This is a genomic window from Candidatus Skiveiella danica (assembly GCF_022705245.1).
GTDB classification, from domain to species: Bacteria; Pseudomonadota; Gammaproteobacteria; order Burkholderiales; family Burkholderiaceae_C; genus Skiveiella; species Skiveiella danica.
This window is the reverse complement of record NZ_JAKJEW010000001.1, coordinates 58,111-71,367: the sequence shown is the minus strand read 5'-3', so window position 1 is coordinate 71,367 and position 13,257 is coordinate 58,111. Positions and strand designations below refer to the sequence as shown.

Sequence of the window (13,257 nt, the reverse complement as noted above, 5' to 3'; positions counted from 1 at the left end):
GTCACCAACAGCTCCCTTTTCAGGAGCAACCAGTGACCATCTGACGATGGGATGGCCTGGTTTCAGGCAATCAATCAGGCGGATGCGACCACCGCCCGCCGGTAAATGTCCTCGAAACGCACGATGTCGTCTTCGCCCAGGTAGTCGCCGCTCTGGACCTCGATCATGACCAGCGGCAGCACGCCAGGGTTTTCCAGCCGGTGCTTGTGGCCGGCGGGGATGAAGGTCGACTGGTTGGTCTGCAGCAGCATCTCCTGATCGCCGTTGATGACCCGGGCGGTGCCTCCCACCACGATCCAATGCTCGGCCCGGTGATGGTGCATCTGCAGCGAGAGTGCCGCGCCGGGTTTGACTTCGATGCGCTTGATCTTGAAGCGCTGTCCTTCCTCGATCACGGTGTAGGTGCCCCATGGGCGCGACGCGGTGCGGTGTTGTGTGGCCGCCTCGAAACCGCGCGCCTTGAGTTGGGTGACCAGCGACTTGATGTCCTGCACCTGGTCGCGATGCGCCACCAGCAGCGCATCGGGTGTATCGATCACCATGAGGTCGTTCAGGCCGATGGCACCGATCACGCGGGTTTCGCTGTGAAGGTAGGTGTTGGTGACGTTGTGCGTCACCGCATCGCCCTCGATGCGGTTGCCCTGGGCATCGGCCGGAATCAGCTCGGCGATCGAATTCCAGGAGCCGATGTCGTTCCAGTCGAAGCGCGCGGGCACGATGGCCACGCGCTCGGCTTTTTCCATCACCGCGTAGTCCACCGAGATGTCGGGCAAAGTCGAGAAGGCCGCCAGCGGCAGTTCCATCAGGCGGCGCTCGGCGTCCCAGCCCCCCCGCGAGGCGTCCCAGCACGCATTCACAGCCTGCGACAGTTCGGGCGCCACCTTGGCCAGCGCGTCCAGGAAGGCACCGGCGGTGAAGCAGAACATGCCACCGTTCCAGTAGTAGCTGCCGTCCGCCACGTAGGCGCGGGCCGTGGCCAGATCGGGCTTCTCCACAAAGCGCAGGGCTTTCAGGCCGGCAGTGCTGTCGCCGGCTGTGATGGCCTCGCCGGCCTGGAGGTAGCCGAAGCCGGTCTCCGGGGCGGTCGGGCGGATGCCGAAGGTCACCAGCCACCCTGCGTTCGCCAGGGCCGCGGCCTGGGCCACGTTCTCGCTGAAGCCAGCCAGGTCGGCGATGAGGTGGTCGGAGGGCAGCACCAGCATCACCGCGTCCGGCCCGTGCTGCCAGCGCACATACAGCGCGGCCAGCGCGATGGCGGGCGCCGTGTTGCGGCCCAACGGCTCCAGCAGAAAACCGGCCGGCACGCCGGACGAAGCGGCTTCTCCGGCCAGCTGGTATTCGTCCTTGCAGCGGAAGTAGTAATCACGGTTGGTCACCGTCAGCACCTCGGCGACGCCCAAGGGCGACAGCGCCCGTTCGTAGGTCTTCTCGATCAGGCTCTGGCCGTCGGGCAGCTTTATGAAGGGCTTCGGGCTGGACTCGCGGCTGATCGGCCACAGGCGGGTGCCGGCGCCACCGGACAGGATGACAGGGATGAGGTCGTTCACGGCGTTTCGGTCGGTCATGGAAAGGTCGCCTGAGGCGGGGATCAAACAGGGGCCGGTCGGTCCCGGGATTGGGGCAAGTTTACGCGGGCACCTGTGCAGATTGTCAGGACATCGTGAAATGCGCCGCCGCCGCGAACCGTCGGGCCTGCCACCGGGCGACAATCAGCAACCCAAGCGCCAAACCACACTGTTCCATGTCTGCACGCCCTGAACCCGCCACCCTGCTCATCACCGGCGGCGCCGGCTACATCGGTGCCCACACCTGTGTGGCGCTCCAGCGCGCGGGCTACCGCCTCGTGGTGCTCGACAACTTCTGCAACAGCAGCCCGCAGGCGCTGGCGCGCATCGAGCGCATCACCGGGCAGCCGCTGGAGGGCGTGCAGGGCGACGTGCGCGACCGTGCGCTGCTCGATCGCCTGTTCCAGTCGCAGGCCATCCAGGGCGTGCTGCACTTTGCCGGGCTGAAGGCCGTCGGCGAGTCGTCGGAGAAACCGCTGGAGTACTACAGCAACAACGTTGCCGGCAGCCTGGTCCTGATGCAGGCCATGCAGGCAGCCGGGGTGAAGACCCTCGTCTTCAGCTCCTCGGCCACCGTCTACGGCACACCGCAGTTTCTGCCCTACACCGAGGCGCATCCGCTGGCGCCGGTCAACCCCTATGGCCGCACCAAGCTGATGGTCGAAGACATGCTGCGCGACCTGCACCAGTCCGATGCCGACTGGCGCGTGGGCATCCTGCGCTACTTCAACCCGGTGGGGGCGGACGCCAGCGGCCTGATCGGGGAAGACCCTCGCGGCATTCCGAACAATCTGATGCCCTTCATCGCGCAGGTCGCCACCGGACGGCGGGAGTTTCTGAATGTCTGGGGCAACGACTACGACACCCCTGACGGCACCGGCGTGCGCGACTACATCCACGTCACCGATCTGGCGGCTGGCCACGTCAGCGCCTTGCAGCACCTGGAGAAGACCCCCGGCTGCCTGACGCTGAACCTGGGCTCGGGCCAGGGCCACAGTGTGCTGGAGATGGTCCGGGCCTTCGAGCAGGCCAGCGGTCGCACGATTGCCCACCGCTTTGCGCCCCGGCGCGCGGGGGATCTGCCCGCGTTCTGGGCCAATGCCGACGAGGCGCGGCGCATCCTGGGCTGGGAGGCACGTTGCAGCCTGCTGCAGATGTGCGAGGACACCTGGCGTTTCCAGACGCAGTCAGCCGAAGCCGGCTGAGCCCTGGCGTCGGGACTTGGCTCAGTCGCCCAGGTCCACCTCGGCCGCCAGCGGCACGCCGCGTGGCGCTTCGTAGTCGGCCACCACCCAGGCGCGCGCCGAACCGGCGGCCGCGTCGTCCAGCAGCTCCAGCACGAAGCCGATCGACGCCTTGTCCAGCGCGGCAAAGGGCTCGTCCAGCAGGGTCACGGCCGCACCACTGGCAAAGGCGCCAGCCAGCCAGACCTTGCGCTTCGTGCCGGCCGACAGCATGGTGCCGGGCTTGGCCAGATGCGGGCCCAGGCCCAGGCCCTCGGCCAGTTCGTCGATCGCCGCGACGTTGAACCCTTCATAGCGCTGTCCCATGGCATCGAACCAGTCGGCCGGTGTGGTCTGGTCGAGCGCCGCGGTGGCCGGCCGCGTGAGGAAGACCTGGGCGCGGTAGGCGTCGGCGTGCGTGGCCAGATCCAGGCTTCCGATGTGCAGGGTGCCGGTGCGGGCCGGTGTGAGCCCGGCCAGCAGCTCCAGCAAGGTGGTCTTGCCGCGGCCATCGCCGCCGCGCACCAACGTCACGCCCGGCGGCAGTTGCAGCGAGAGGCCGCTGAACAGCTCACGCGGGCCAAACGCGGCGGACAGGCCCTCGGCCCGCAGAACGGGCTCGACCGGGGTGCTCACCGGCCACGGGCGGCGCGCTCGCGCCGGCGCCAGTATTGGAACTCGTCCTCATGGATCTCGATGTCGAGCTCCATGATGCGCATCTGCAGCCGTTCCTGCACCTGCGCCACGGCCTGGTTGAAGACCACCGGGCCCAGCTCCTCCAGAAAGAAGCCGAGCAGCGCGCCCGCGGCGATGTTGCCGATCTTCTCGTCGCGCTCTTCGCGGAACCAGCGCTCGATGGACACGATGGCGTCAGCGCGGGCTTGTTTGCTGAGTTCAATCGCCATGGGTGGGCGCTCCTCAGAAGCCGACGCGGAAGCGGGTGCCGCGGAAGTTGAAGGTGGCGCTGCGGGCACGGATTTCTTCGATCACCACCTCGGGCGCGGCCGTCGCGCCCTGCGGCAACACCAGGCCGTTGACCAGCAGCAGCCGCTGGGCGGGGTTTTCCGAGTACACCGCGCCGGTCACGTTCAGCGTTGGCAGGCCGCGCCGGGCGGATTCGGGCACCTCCGCCAGCATCGGCGCCGTGGGCAGGGCTTCTGCAGCGGCGCTGGCAGCCCCACGCGCCTTGCTCGCCGCCGCACGGGCTTGGGGTGCGGCAGCGGGGGCCGGCTGCGCAGGCGCGGCGGCCTCGGCCGAGGGGGCAGCGGACGCCGCTTGGGCGGCAGACACGGCCACGGCGGGTGCGGAGGCCGCGCGGGCCACGGGCGGGCGCGCGACCGCCGATGCCGCAGGGGGTGGTGCAACAGCGGGCCGCGGCGCGGGCGCGGGGGGCACCTCCGGCGAGGCCACGGGGGCCGCTTCCGGCGGCACGCTGATCACAGGGGGGGCCGTGACCGGCGCGGTTGGGGCGACCGCGATCACGGGCGCAGGCGGAGCCGCCACCGGGGCGGGTGCCCGCCAGAACCAGAACCCGGCAGCCGCCGCGGCCAGCACGCCCACCGCCAACAAGGCCAGCCAAGGGCCGGCTGAACGGGGCCGGCGTGACCCGGACGGCTCCGGGCTGGCGCCCAGCGGTTGCGCATTCAGGCCGGGCACCTGGCCGCGGCCGCGCTCGGCATCGGCGCGCTTGAGGGCATCGAGGATGTAGGACATGGGCTTATCGGGATTCGGTGGCCAGGCGGGGTTCGTCCCCGCCGGTGGCGTGGCTGAGCTGCATCAGGGTCAGCGGGCCGGGGCGCCCGTCGGCGCGCAGGCCGTGGGCGCGCTGGAAGGCCTGGAGCCGCGCCTTCAGCGCCAGGTCCAGAACCACGCCCGAAGCCGGGGGCAGCGGCGCGCCGTCGATGCGCGACAGGCGCCGGGCGATCCAGTCCACCGTCGGGCCACCGGCGCGGTCGGCCAGCTCGCCGGTGTAGCCGGGTGGCGGGCGCCAGAAGGTGGCGAAATCGCCGCGCCACAGCGTGCCCAGTGCCAGCAGGGGCACGGTGCGCGCCTGGCCGTCCACCTGGAAAGTGGCCGTCTGCTCGTTCAGGCCGCTCAGCACCGCATGGACCGGCGGCTCGTCGCCGCGCTGCAGCGTCAGGATGCCGGGGCGGCCCAGCTGGCGGATCAGCGGCAGGCTCAGGTTCACCGCGCGGTAGCACAGCAGCTGCTGGGCGGCCGCCGCCTGGCAGGGATCGCCGGCCGTGGCGGGCAGCTGCCAGGCCGAGGCCAGCTGGCGCCAGGCGGTCTGGATGTCGCGGGGCAGGGCAGCCAGCCATTCGCTGCCTGCGCTGACGGGCGATGAGGCCGCCATCGCCGGCAAGGCGGCCGACGCGGCACTGGACGCCGATGCCACCGGTGCCACGGTGGGCGCGGTGCTGGCAGGCCGCGCCATCGGCGGCGCGGCGCTGGCGGCCGAGGCGGGCAGGGGTGTGGCCGGGCCCGTGGCCGGGGCGCGCACCCCCCACACCAGCAGGCCAGTCAGCCCGGCGCCGGCCAGCAGCCCCAGTGACACGGCCAGCCACGGCTTGGGCCGCGCACGGGCCGCCGGTGCGGCCACCACGTCCGGCCCGAACACCTCGGCCGCGGCCTTGTCTACCACGGCGAGGTTCACCTGGTGTTGCCCGGTGGCCCAGGCGCCCAGCAGCGCGCGGCCGGCCAGCAGGTTGATGCGCCGCGGCACGCCGCGCGACAGGCGGTGGATGCGCTTGAGCGCGGCCGCATCGAAGGGCAGCGGCCCGGTGTGCCCGGCCACGGCCAGCCGGTGCTCGATGTACTGGATGGACTCGGGATCGCTCAGCGCGTCCAGATGAAAACGTGCAATCACGCGCTGCGCCAGCTGCTCCAGCTCCGGGCGCGCCAGCATGCCGCGCAACTCGGGCTGGCCGATCAGCACGATCTGCAGCAGTTTGCGCTCGCTGGTTTCCAGGTTGGTCAGCAGGCGCAGCTGCTCCAGCACGTCGGCGCTGAGGTTCTGTGCCTCGTCGATGATGAGCACGCTGCTCTGGCCGGCCGCGTGGCACTGCAGCAGGAAGGCGTTCAGCGCGTCGATGTAGTTCTTGACCGTGACCACGCCGCCGTCGGCCGGCGGCACGGGGATGTGGAACTCCTCGCAGACCGACTGCAGCAGCTCCGTCACCGTCAGCTTGGGGTTGAAGATGTAGGCCACATGGCAGCCTTCGGGGATCTGCTCCAGGAAGCAGCGGCACACCGTGGTCTTGCCGGTGCCGATGTCGCCGGTCAGCAGGACGAAGCCGCCGCCCGCGCCGCCCATCGCGCTGCCGGGGGCCGCCACGCCGTACAACAGGTGCGCCAGCGCCTCGCGGTGGCGCTCGCTCATGAAGAGGTACCGCGGGTCAGGCGCGATGGAGAAAGGGTCCTGCGTCAGGCCGAAGTGGTGCGCGTACATGGGCGCGAGCATAGCGCCATCGCCCGGGCCACCTCCGGGACAGCTCCTGCGGCGTCCGAGGAGCCGTCCGGCAGCCCTGGAGGGCCTTTTTTAGCAAAAATATGACAAAAATGGCCTGATCCCAGCGTCGAATGGTCAGTAGATGCTACATAAACAGGAGCGTTCAGCGTGGGTTCGCCATCAGGTGTTTGGCGATGGCATGGTAGGCGGGCAGCGACGTCGGGTCGTTGAAGGCATTCGCCGCCTGCGGGAACGACGCATAACGCGCAATCACCATCTCCGCCTTCGGGTCGACGTAGACCGTCTGGCCGTGGATGCCCCGTGCGGCATAGGCGCCATGCTCGTTGTGCGACACCCACCACATGTTGCGGTAGCTCCAGCCGGGCAGGGTGGTGTAGCTGGCGGGGAAGGCCGCCTTGTCGCCGCCTTTGCGGATGTCGTCCACCACCGCCTTGGGGATGATCTGCTGGCCGGCGAACTGGCCGTCGTTGCGCATCATCTCGCCGAAGCGCGCCAGGTCGCGCAGGCCGGTGTTCAGGCCGCCGCCCGCGAACTCGGTGCCCACGCTGTCCACCGCGATGTAGGCGTCCTGCTCCATGCCCAGCTTGCGCCAGACCCGGTCCGACAGGTTCTCGCCGGCCGACTTGCCCGTCACGCGGCGGATCACCCAGCCGATGGTGTCGCTGTTCACCGTCTTGTAGGCGAAGGGGCCGCCATGTTCGCCTTCCTTCTGCACGGTCTTCAGGAAGTCGTAGAAGCTCTGCGGCCCCGCGTAGCCCGGGGGGCGCGGCAGCACGCCGCCGGCGCGCACGTGGTCCCAGATCTCGGCCTTGGGGTCGGCGTAGTTCTCGCTGTACTTGAGGCCGGTGCGCATGTCCAGCACCTGGCGGATGGTGGCGTCACCGAAGGCGCTGTCTTTCAGCTCGGGCACGTACTGCGCCACCTTTGCGTTTTCGTCGAGCTTGCCCTCGGCCACCAGGATCTGCCCGATCAGGCCGAAGAAGGATTTGGTGACCGATTGCGCGATGTGCTGGCCGTCCACCCGCAGCGCGCCGCCGTAGCGCTCGTACACCACGCGGCCCTTGTGCAGCACCACCACGCCATCGGTGAAGTTGGCGTTGAAGGCCTGGCCCCAGGTCATGGGGTCGGTCTTGCCCAGGGGGGTGAAGGTCACCGCGTCGAGGTCGTCGCGCTCGGCGCGCGGCAGCGGCACCGGCGCGCCCAGGCCGCGCGAGACATTGGTCGTCGGGCCGAGCTGGCGGAAGTTGGAGAAGGACCAGCGGAACTTGGGGAAGGTGTAGAACGAGCCGTCGGCCCAGCGGATGATGCGGTCCGGCGGCGGCGGCGAGCCCACCATCCAGCCCAGCTTGACCGGGTCGGTGCTCTCGGCGGTGGGCGGGGCCGGCGGCGTGGCAAAGGTCGGCGCGGGGGCGGGCGTCTGGGCCAGTGCGCCGGTGGCCGCCAGGCCGGTGATCAAGGCCGTGGTCATGCAGGACAAGGCCCGGCGGGCGTGTGTGGTCTTCTTCATGGGGCGTCTCCGGATGTTGTAGTTTGCCCGGTCATCGTAGGCCGCACGTGCCGGCAGGCGCCATGCTCGCAAACCATGCGTTTGACGCCTTGGGGACAGGCCGGGTGGGAGCGCGCCGCCCCGCCTGGCCGCGATCAGCGAACGCCCAGAAGAAACGCCGATGGCGGCAGGATCGGGATGCCGCGCCAGGGGTGCAGAACCTGCAGATCGGCATCGCTGGAGACGATCAGTTCCGCCTCGGCGGTTTCAGCCAGTTCCAGAAACTGGTTGTCGCCCGGATCGCGGCAGTCGGTGACCGTGAGGCTCACCTCGAAGCGGCGGGCCCGCTGCACAAAACCTTCCAGGAATTGCTCCCGGCTGGCCAGGTGGCGGTAGCGCTCGAAGCGCTCGGCCATCAGCACACGCTGCAGCTCCGCCAGCGTCGAGCGGGACGCGCACACTTCGAACAGCAGCAAGGCCTTTTCCAGGGCCAGCGCGGGAATCGACTGCGGGCGGATCGCGGCGCTGATCAAGACCCCCGTATCGACCACGACCCGTCTATCGAAGCTCATTGACCAATTGGGTGATGTCGTCGTCGGTCAAGACGGCGGCGGCCTGGGCCATGTCCGCCGGCAGTGCTTGCGCACGGTATTGCGCGTACCAAAGGGCGGCCTCTTGCCGCCGTTGCTTGACGTTGGACAGCTCCTCCATGTCGTGCCCGGACACGACGTAAGCCACCGTGCGCCCCCGGCGCGTGACGGCGATGGGTTCGCGCTGCGAGCGGTCGATCAACTCGCCAAAACGGCTCTGGGCTTCCACGGAGGTGACAGACAACATTAGAAAACCTCTGAAATGGCTATTCCACGTATTTTAGGGCGATTCAAGGGGTTTGTCCCCCCGTGCCTTTGCGCGCCTCCATCTCGCGGATCAGCGCGCGGGCCTCGTCGCCCTCGGGGATCGGCTGGCCGCCGTCGCGCCACTGCACCGCCGCCTTGAAGCCGTTTTCCTGCGCATAGCGGCGAAACCACACGCCCTCGGGGTTGTGGCGCGTGATGCCGTCGAACACCGTGGCCATCTGCTGCGACTGCTCCAGCCCCATGGTCAGCATCACCTGGTTGACCACCAGCTTGTGCATGGCCAGGTGGCTGGCCGGCACGGCGGCGATGCGGGTGGCCAGCTTCATCACGGTGGCCTCCAGCTGGTCGGCCGGCACCGCCTCGTTGGCCAGGCCCCAGGCGGCGGCGGTGCGGCCGTCGATCACGTCGCCGGTGAACATCAGCTGCTTGGCGCGCGTGGGGCCCAGGCGATAGGTCCACATCGCGGTGGTGGGGCAGCCCCAGACGCGCGTGGGCATGTAGCCGATGCGCGCGTCCTCGGCCATCACCAGCAGGTCGCAACACAGGGCAATGTCGCTGCCACCGGCCACCGCCGCGCCGTGCACCTTGGCAATGGTGGGCTTGGCGCTCTTCCACAGCGTCATGAAGTCTTCGGTGTTGCGCTTCATGAAGGCGTAATCGACCATCGGGTCCCACGGGGCGCGCTCCTGCTGGCAGGGGTGGTCGATCTCGCCCTCGCCAAACTGGGTGAGGTCGTAGCCGCCGCAAAAGCCCTTGCCCGCGCCCTCGACCACGATGACATGGATGCCCGGCTCGGCATTGGCCCATTCCACGGCGGAGCGAATCTCGCGCGGCGTGGCGTCGTTGATCGCGTTGAGCCGCTCGGGACGGTTCAGCAGCAGGCGGGCGATGCGGGGGTTGGCGGGGTCGGGGGCGATTTGGAGGGTGGAAAAGGTGGGCATGGGGGGCTCCTCGGTGGTTTGGGCGGAGTCTAGGACGGGAGGAGGTTGGGCGCTGTCGCCGGGAGGGCACATAGCCGTCTGAAAGGCGTCCGGGAGCGTTTCCAAACCGAAAACTCCGATGAAAACAGGGCCTTCCCAGCGTCAAATGGCCACGAGCAGCTATTGTTTTTGATGCTCGTCTGGGCTTTCGCTTGGCTGAAGATAGGCCATCAAGCCGCCATCAATGCATCCAGCGGGCTGGCCGTGCCGCCCGCCGCTACCTTCAGCACGTGGGTGTAGATCATGGTGGTGGACACGTCTGAATGGCCCAGCAGTTCCTGCACCGTGCGAATGTCGGTGCCCGCCTGCAGCAGATGCGTGGCGAAGGAATGGCGCAGAGTGTGCACCGAGACCGGTTTGGCAATTCGCGCCGCGGCGCTGGCCAACTTGATGGCACGCTGCAAACGCTCCTCGTACAAATGATGCCGGCGCTCGACCTCAGAGCGGGGATCAACCGACAACCTGGGCGAAGGAAACACCCAGAACCAGCCCCACCGACAGCCCAGATCGGGGTATTTGACCGCCAGCGCGTCGGGCACCTCCACACCTGCAGTTCCCACCACGCGATCATGCGACCAGACGGCACGCGCGCGCGCCATCTGCGCCTTGAGGGCTTCTTGCAGGGACTTCGGCAGCATCACCACTCGGTCCTTCCCGCCCTTGGCCTGACGCACCACCAGCACCTGGCGGTCAAAATCCACATCCTTGACGCGCAGGCGCAAGCCCTCCATCAAGCGCATGCCCGTGCCATACAGGAGCTTGCCCAGCAAAGCCGTCTCGCCCTCCATGGTGCCCAAGAGGGCCGCCACCTCGGCCTTCGTCAAGACCGATGGAATGCGCCTGGGCCGGGTCGGGCGCTGCACCTCGGCAAGCCAGGGCAGATCGATGCCGAGCACATCCCGGTACAAGAAGAGCAAGGCGCTGAGCGCCTGGTTGTGCGTGGACACCGACACCCGGCGCTCATTGGCGAGCATGGTCAGGAACTGCGTCACCTCCGCCGCTCCCATGTCGCGCGGATGCCGCATTGGCCCGACGCGCCCGCACCAACGGACGAAAAACCGGACCCAATAGCAGTAGGCCTGCTCGGTCTTGAAGCTATAGTGCTTGTAGCGCAATACCTCGCACAACTGCTCCAGCAGGCGCTTCGATTGGGGAACATAGATGACAGGGTTCATGATGTCACCGAAAACTGTGAATGTATACAGTATTTCGCCGCGAAAGCCTGTTGTCAAGCGGATTGCCGGCCTGTGGTGCAAGTCGCATCCGGGTGGGTCGTTGTGCTTATCCCGTCGGATATCCTGGGCTGGCCGGTTTATCCGACGAACTACATTACGTTATGCCGCACCCGTCTGATCCATCATCACCGTGCGGGCCAGCGCCTCACACGTTGGGCAGGTGTCAAACGGCGTTTGTGGCGGTGGCGCTGCCTGCTCCATCGCCAGATAGATGCGCTCCAGCAGCGCGGCGGAAAGAACGAAGTCGCCTTTCGCCAGTGTCACGTCATGGGCAGCGCCAATCATTTCTCGGGTTACTGTCGTCATTTGAAATACTCCTTATGCTCACGCAGCAGGCGGAGCGATCTTTCGTCGTGGTTTTCCCACAACTGCAACCCTCTGGCCCGCAGCGTTTCCTCCACTTCGTTTAGGCACTTGCGCCCGAAGTTCGGCCATTTCCGCATTTCGCTGCGGCTGAACATGCACAAGTGGCGCACGGTAAATGGGGGCTCAATGTCGAATGTTCCAGTTCCGGCGTATGAGGCGAACCCCGCCAGTTCCGCACGGATGATGTTTGCCGGTCGTGTTGTCAGGTCAGCGAGAAAAACCTCAATCGGAAAATCTAGCGGGTGAATCTTGCGTAGTTGTGGGGGTTCCATTTTTTGGATAGCCTTCAGTTCCTCAATCGCGGTAAGCGTCTGGTCAGGGTCTCCGCATCCGTCATCGCCTATGCCAAGCGCATCATCAATCGCGGCCAGCGTCCGTAATGCCTGCTCAAACATGCTCTTGTAGTCTGTCATTCCCGTTCTCCGTTTCCACCAGCGGCATAACCCGGCAGTCCAGCGGACGCCGTGCCGGCGCCGCTGACTTTTGCGTTGGGCCGCAGGCTTCGCACCGTGATTTCGTACTCAGGCTCACCGTTCGCTGTAACTACGACTGGCTCCCCTCGTTCAAGCACATGCTGCGCAACAGCAGCACAGGCTTCGCCGGTAACGTCAGTCTTATTGCTTGCCCACGTCATCCCGTCCTTCAACACGCTTCCGCAGAAAATCCTGTTCGTGATCGGGCTCTTTGCCACATGTAGATTTTTCATGGTTCCTCCGGGCCAGCGGCCCAACATTTCATTCAAGCCGACGCCAAGGCGCGGCTTAATTCAGGCGTTATACGGCTTCAAGTTCCAGCACCTGCTGTGCTATCCGCCGCTCTGCAATCGCGCAGTATTCCGGGTTGATCTCAAAGCCCAAGAACCTACGCCCCAACTCCTTCGCTGCCTTTGCTGTGGTGCCGCTGCCGCTGAATGGATCGCAAATCAAATCACCCGCATTGCTCCACGTCGCCACCACGTCACGCGCCAGAGATTCAGGCATTGGTGCCGGGTGGTCGCTTGCCTCTCCTCCTACCGCAATGGGCCACACATTGCTGCGCATTCCCGCTTCCGCGCACGTCAGCACGCGCTTATCGTGCAGAACGCCATCCGCATTCTTTCTGCCTCCGGTCAGGAGTGTTTGCCCTGCCTTGGCGTTCTTTCGGTCGCGCAGCATGTTGCCGGTCTTCGGCGTGCCAGCCGAAAAGACAAAAACAAATTCGTAGCACTGGTCATAGCGTGTCGCCGCGTTTTGCGGGAGGTAATTCAGCTTCTGGTAAATCATCGTGTCGTGCAGGTTCAGTCCCAACCGCTTGAAGTGCAGCGCCTGCTCCATGCTTGTGCCGGTCTCGCTGCCGTCCTTCGTAGCATCGGCAACCACCCACACAATCACGCCTCCCGGCTTCAGCACGCGCTTCAGTTGCCACGCCACTCCGTAGAAGTCCCAAGAGTGTCCGCCGTAGGTGCGCAGGTCATCGTATGGCGGGCTTGTCACCACCAAATCAATGCACTCCCTCGGCAGTTGCCCAAGTAGGTCGCAGTTATCGCCACAGTGAATCTTGTCTAGTTCAAGCATGGTCACTCCGTATTACCGCCAGCCGTATAACCCGGCAGTCCAGCGGACGCCGTTCCGGCGCCGCTGACTTCTGCGTTAGGCGAAGATTATGATGAGAGATCTTGATGGCTAAATACTTAACCATAATCACCTATTCATTATGTGCATTACTGTTTTTAGTCGGGTGCAAAGGTGGGGCTGAAGATTTTTTTGAAGGTCGGCCATCTGAAATGTCACTGGTCCATAATCGCATCATCGAAGGCTCTCAAGATTCTATGATCGAACTTTTGAAAGTTCCTTCTCGATTTCCTGATGCTACTGATGACAACATTTCTGACTGGCAAAATTCTATCGTTGCCTGGTGGCAAGTACCAGAGAAGAGAAATTTGATGATAACTTCTTATAAAAAATTGACACGGAATGAAGTATCTCAACTAAATAACTGGTTTGAGACAAGAAACTCCTCTATGTCTGATATAAAGATTAAAACCTTACGCGAAACTAAAGATTCAATTGACCAGATACATTGAGAAATAAGATATAA

16 protein-coding genes are annotated in these 13,257 nt (G+C 65.9%); 2 read left to right on the top strand and 14 right to left on the bottom strand.

Annotation, left to right across the window (positions count from 1 at the left end):
* Positions 1–74 precede the first annotated feature (74 nt).
* Positions 75–1,565: a mannose-1-phosphate guanylyltransferase/mannose-6-phosphate isomerase gene (locus tag ACMUOY_RS00370; protein ID WP_413889920.1), complete on the bottom strand. Its 1,491-nt coding sequence runs from the start codon at positions 1,563–1,565 to the stop codon at positions 75–77.
* Positions 1,566–1,741: 176 nt separating this feature from the next.
* On the opposite strand from ACMUOY_RS00370, the gene galE reads away from it, so the two are divergent.
* A complete protein-coding gene (galE, locus tag ACMUOY_RS00365; protein ID WP_413889918.1) occupies positions 1,742–2,770 on the top strand; it encodes an NAD-dependent epimerase/dehydratase family protein in 1,029 nt (342 codons plus the stop codon).
* A gap of 21 nt (positions 2,771–2,791) precedes the next feature.
* Here the strand turns inward: galE and ACMUOY_RS00360 are convergent, their stop codons facing one another.
* The 13 genes from ACMUOY_RS00360 to ACMUOY_RS00300 all read right to left on the bottom strand — a co-directional run bounded on the left by ACMUOY_RS00360 (position 2,792) and on the right by ACMUOY_RS00300 (position 12,734).
* Positions 2,792–3,424, bottom strand: coding sequence for an ABC transporter ATP-binding protein (locus ACMUOY_RS00360; protein ID WP_413889916.1), 633 nt, complete (start codon positions 3,422–3,424; stop codon positions 2,792–2,794).
* Complete coding sequence (locus tag ACMUOY_RS00355; RefSeq protein ID WP_413889915.1) at positions 3,421–3,693, bottom strand: DUF2164 domain-containing protein; 273 nt, start codon at positions 3,691–3,693, stop codon at positions 3,421–3,423. The genes ACMUOY_RS00360 and ACMUOY_RS00355 overlap by 4 nt, the downstream gene beginning before the upstream one ends.
* 13 nt (positions 3,694–3,706) lie before the next feature.
* Positions 3,707–4,501: a general secretion pathway protein GspB gene (locus tag ACMUOY_RS00350; RefSeq protein WP_413889913.1), complete on the bottom strand. Its 795-nt coding sequence runs from the start codon at positions 4,499–4,501 to the stop codon at positions 3,707–3,709.
* Positions 4,502–4,505: 4 nt separating this feature from the next.
* Positions 4,506–6,236: an ExeA family protein gene (locus ACMUOY_RS00345; protein ID WP_413889911.1), complete on the bottom strand. Its 1,731-nt coding sequence runs from the start codon at positions 6,234–6,236 to the stop codon at positions 4,506–4,508.
* Positions 6,237–6,399: 163 nt separating this feature from the next.
* Positions 6,400–7,764 carry a serine hydrolase domain-containing protein gene (locus ACMUOY_RS00340; RefSeq protein ID WP_413889909.1) on the bottom strand — a complete coding sequence of 455 codons (1,365 nt, stop codon included), beginning with the start codon at positions 7,762–7,764 and terminating at the stop codon, positions 6,400–6,402.
* Between the two features lie 134 nt (positions 7,765–7,898).
* Positions 7,899–8,315 (bottom strand): putative toxin-antitoxin system toxin component, PIN family, encoded by a 417-nt coding sequence (locus tag ACMUOY_RS00335; RefSeq protein ID WP_413889907.1) that lies wholly within the window; start codon positions 8,313–8,315, stop codon positions 7,899–7,901.
* Positions 8,302–8,580, bottom strand: coding sequence for a type II toxin-antitoxin system Phd/YefM family antitoxin (locus tag ACMUOY_RS00330; RefSeq protein ID WP_413889905.1), 279 nt, complete (start codon positions 8,578–8,580; stop codon positions 8,302–8,304). Before ACMUOY_RS00330 ends, ACMUOY_RS00335 begins: the two co-directional genes overlap by 14 nt.
* 43 nt (positions 8,581–8,623) lie before the next feature.
* Positions 8,624–9,541 (bottom strand): crotonase/enoyl-CoA hydratase family protein, encoded by a 918-nt coding sequence (locus tag ACMUOY_RS00325; RefSeq protein ID WP_413889903.1) that lies wholly within the window; start codon positions 9,539–9,541, stop codon positions 8,624–8,626.
* A gap of 209 nt (positions 9,542–9,750) precedes the next feature.
* Positions 9,751–10,755, bottom strand: a complete 1,005-nt coding sequence (locus ACMUOY_RS00320) for an integron integrase (RefSeq protein WP_413889901.1) — start codon at positions 10,753–10,755, stop codon at positions 9,751–9,753.
* Between the two features lie 159 nt (positions 10,756–10,914).
* On the bottom strand, positions 10,915–11,121 hold the full coding sequence (locus tag ACMUOY_RS00315; RefSeq protein ID WP_413889899.1) for a hypothetical protein: 207 nt from the start codon (positions 11,119–11,121) through the stop codon (positions 10,915–10,917).
* On the bottom strand, positions 11,118–11,594 hold the full coding sequence (locus ACMUOY_RS00310; protein ID WP_413889897.1) for a DNA-directed RNA polymerase subunit alpha C-terminal domain-containing protein: 477 nt from the start codon (positions 11,592–11,594) through the stop codon (positions 11,118–11,120). Before ACMUOY_RS00310 ends, ACMUOY_RS00315 begins: the two co-directional genes overlap by 4 nt.
* Positions 11,591–11,887 (bottom strand): hypothetical protein, encoded by a 297-nt coding sequence (locus ACMUOY_RS00305; protein ID WP_413889895.1) that lies wholly within the window; start codon positions 11,885–11,887, stop codon positions 11,591–11,593. Before ACMUOY_RS00305 ends, ACMUOY_RS00310 begins: the two co-directional genes overlap by 4 nt.
* Before the next feature lie 67 nt (positions 11,888–11,954).
* Positions 11,955–12,734, bottom strand: coding sequence for a DNA-methyltransferase (locus tag ACMUOY_RS00300; protein WP_413889893.1), 780 nt, complete (start codon positions 12,732–12,734; stop codon positions 11,955–11,957).
* A gap of 104 nt (positions 12,735–12,838) precedes the next feature.
* Here ACMUOY_RS00300 and ACMUOY_RS00295 point away from each other — a divergent pair, with 104 nt between their 5' ends.
* Positions 12,839–13,243 (top strand): hypothetical protein, encoded by a 405-nt coding sequence (locus tag ACMUOY_RS00295; RefSeq protein ID WP_413889891.1) that lies wholly within the window; start codon positions 12,839–12,841, stop codon positions 13,241–13,243.
* The last annotated feature ends 14 nt before the right edge of the window (positions 13,244–13,257 follow it).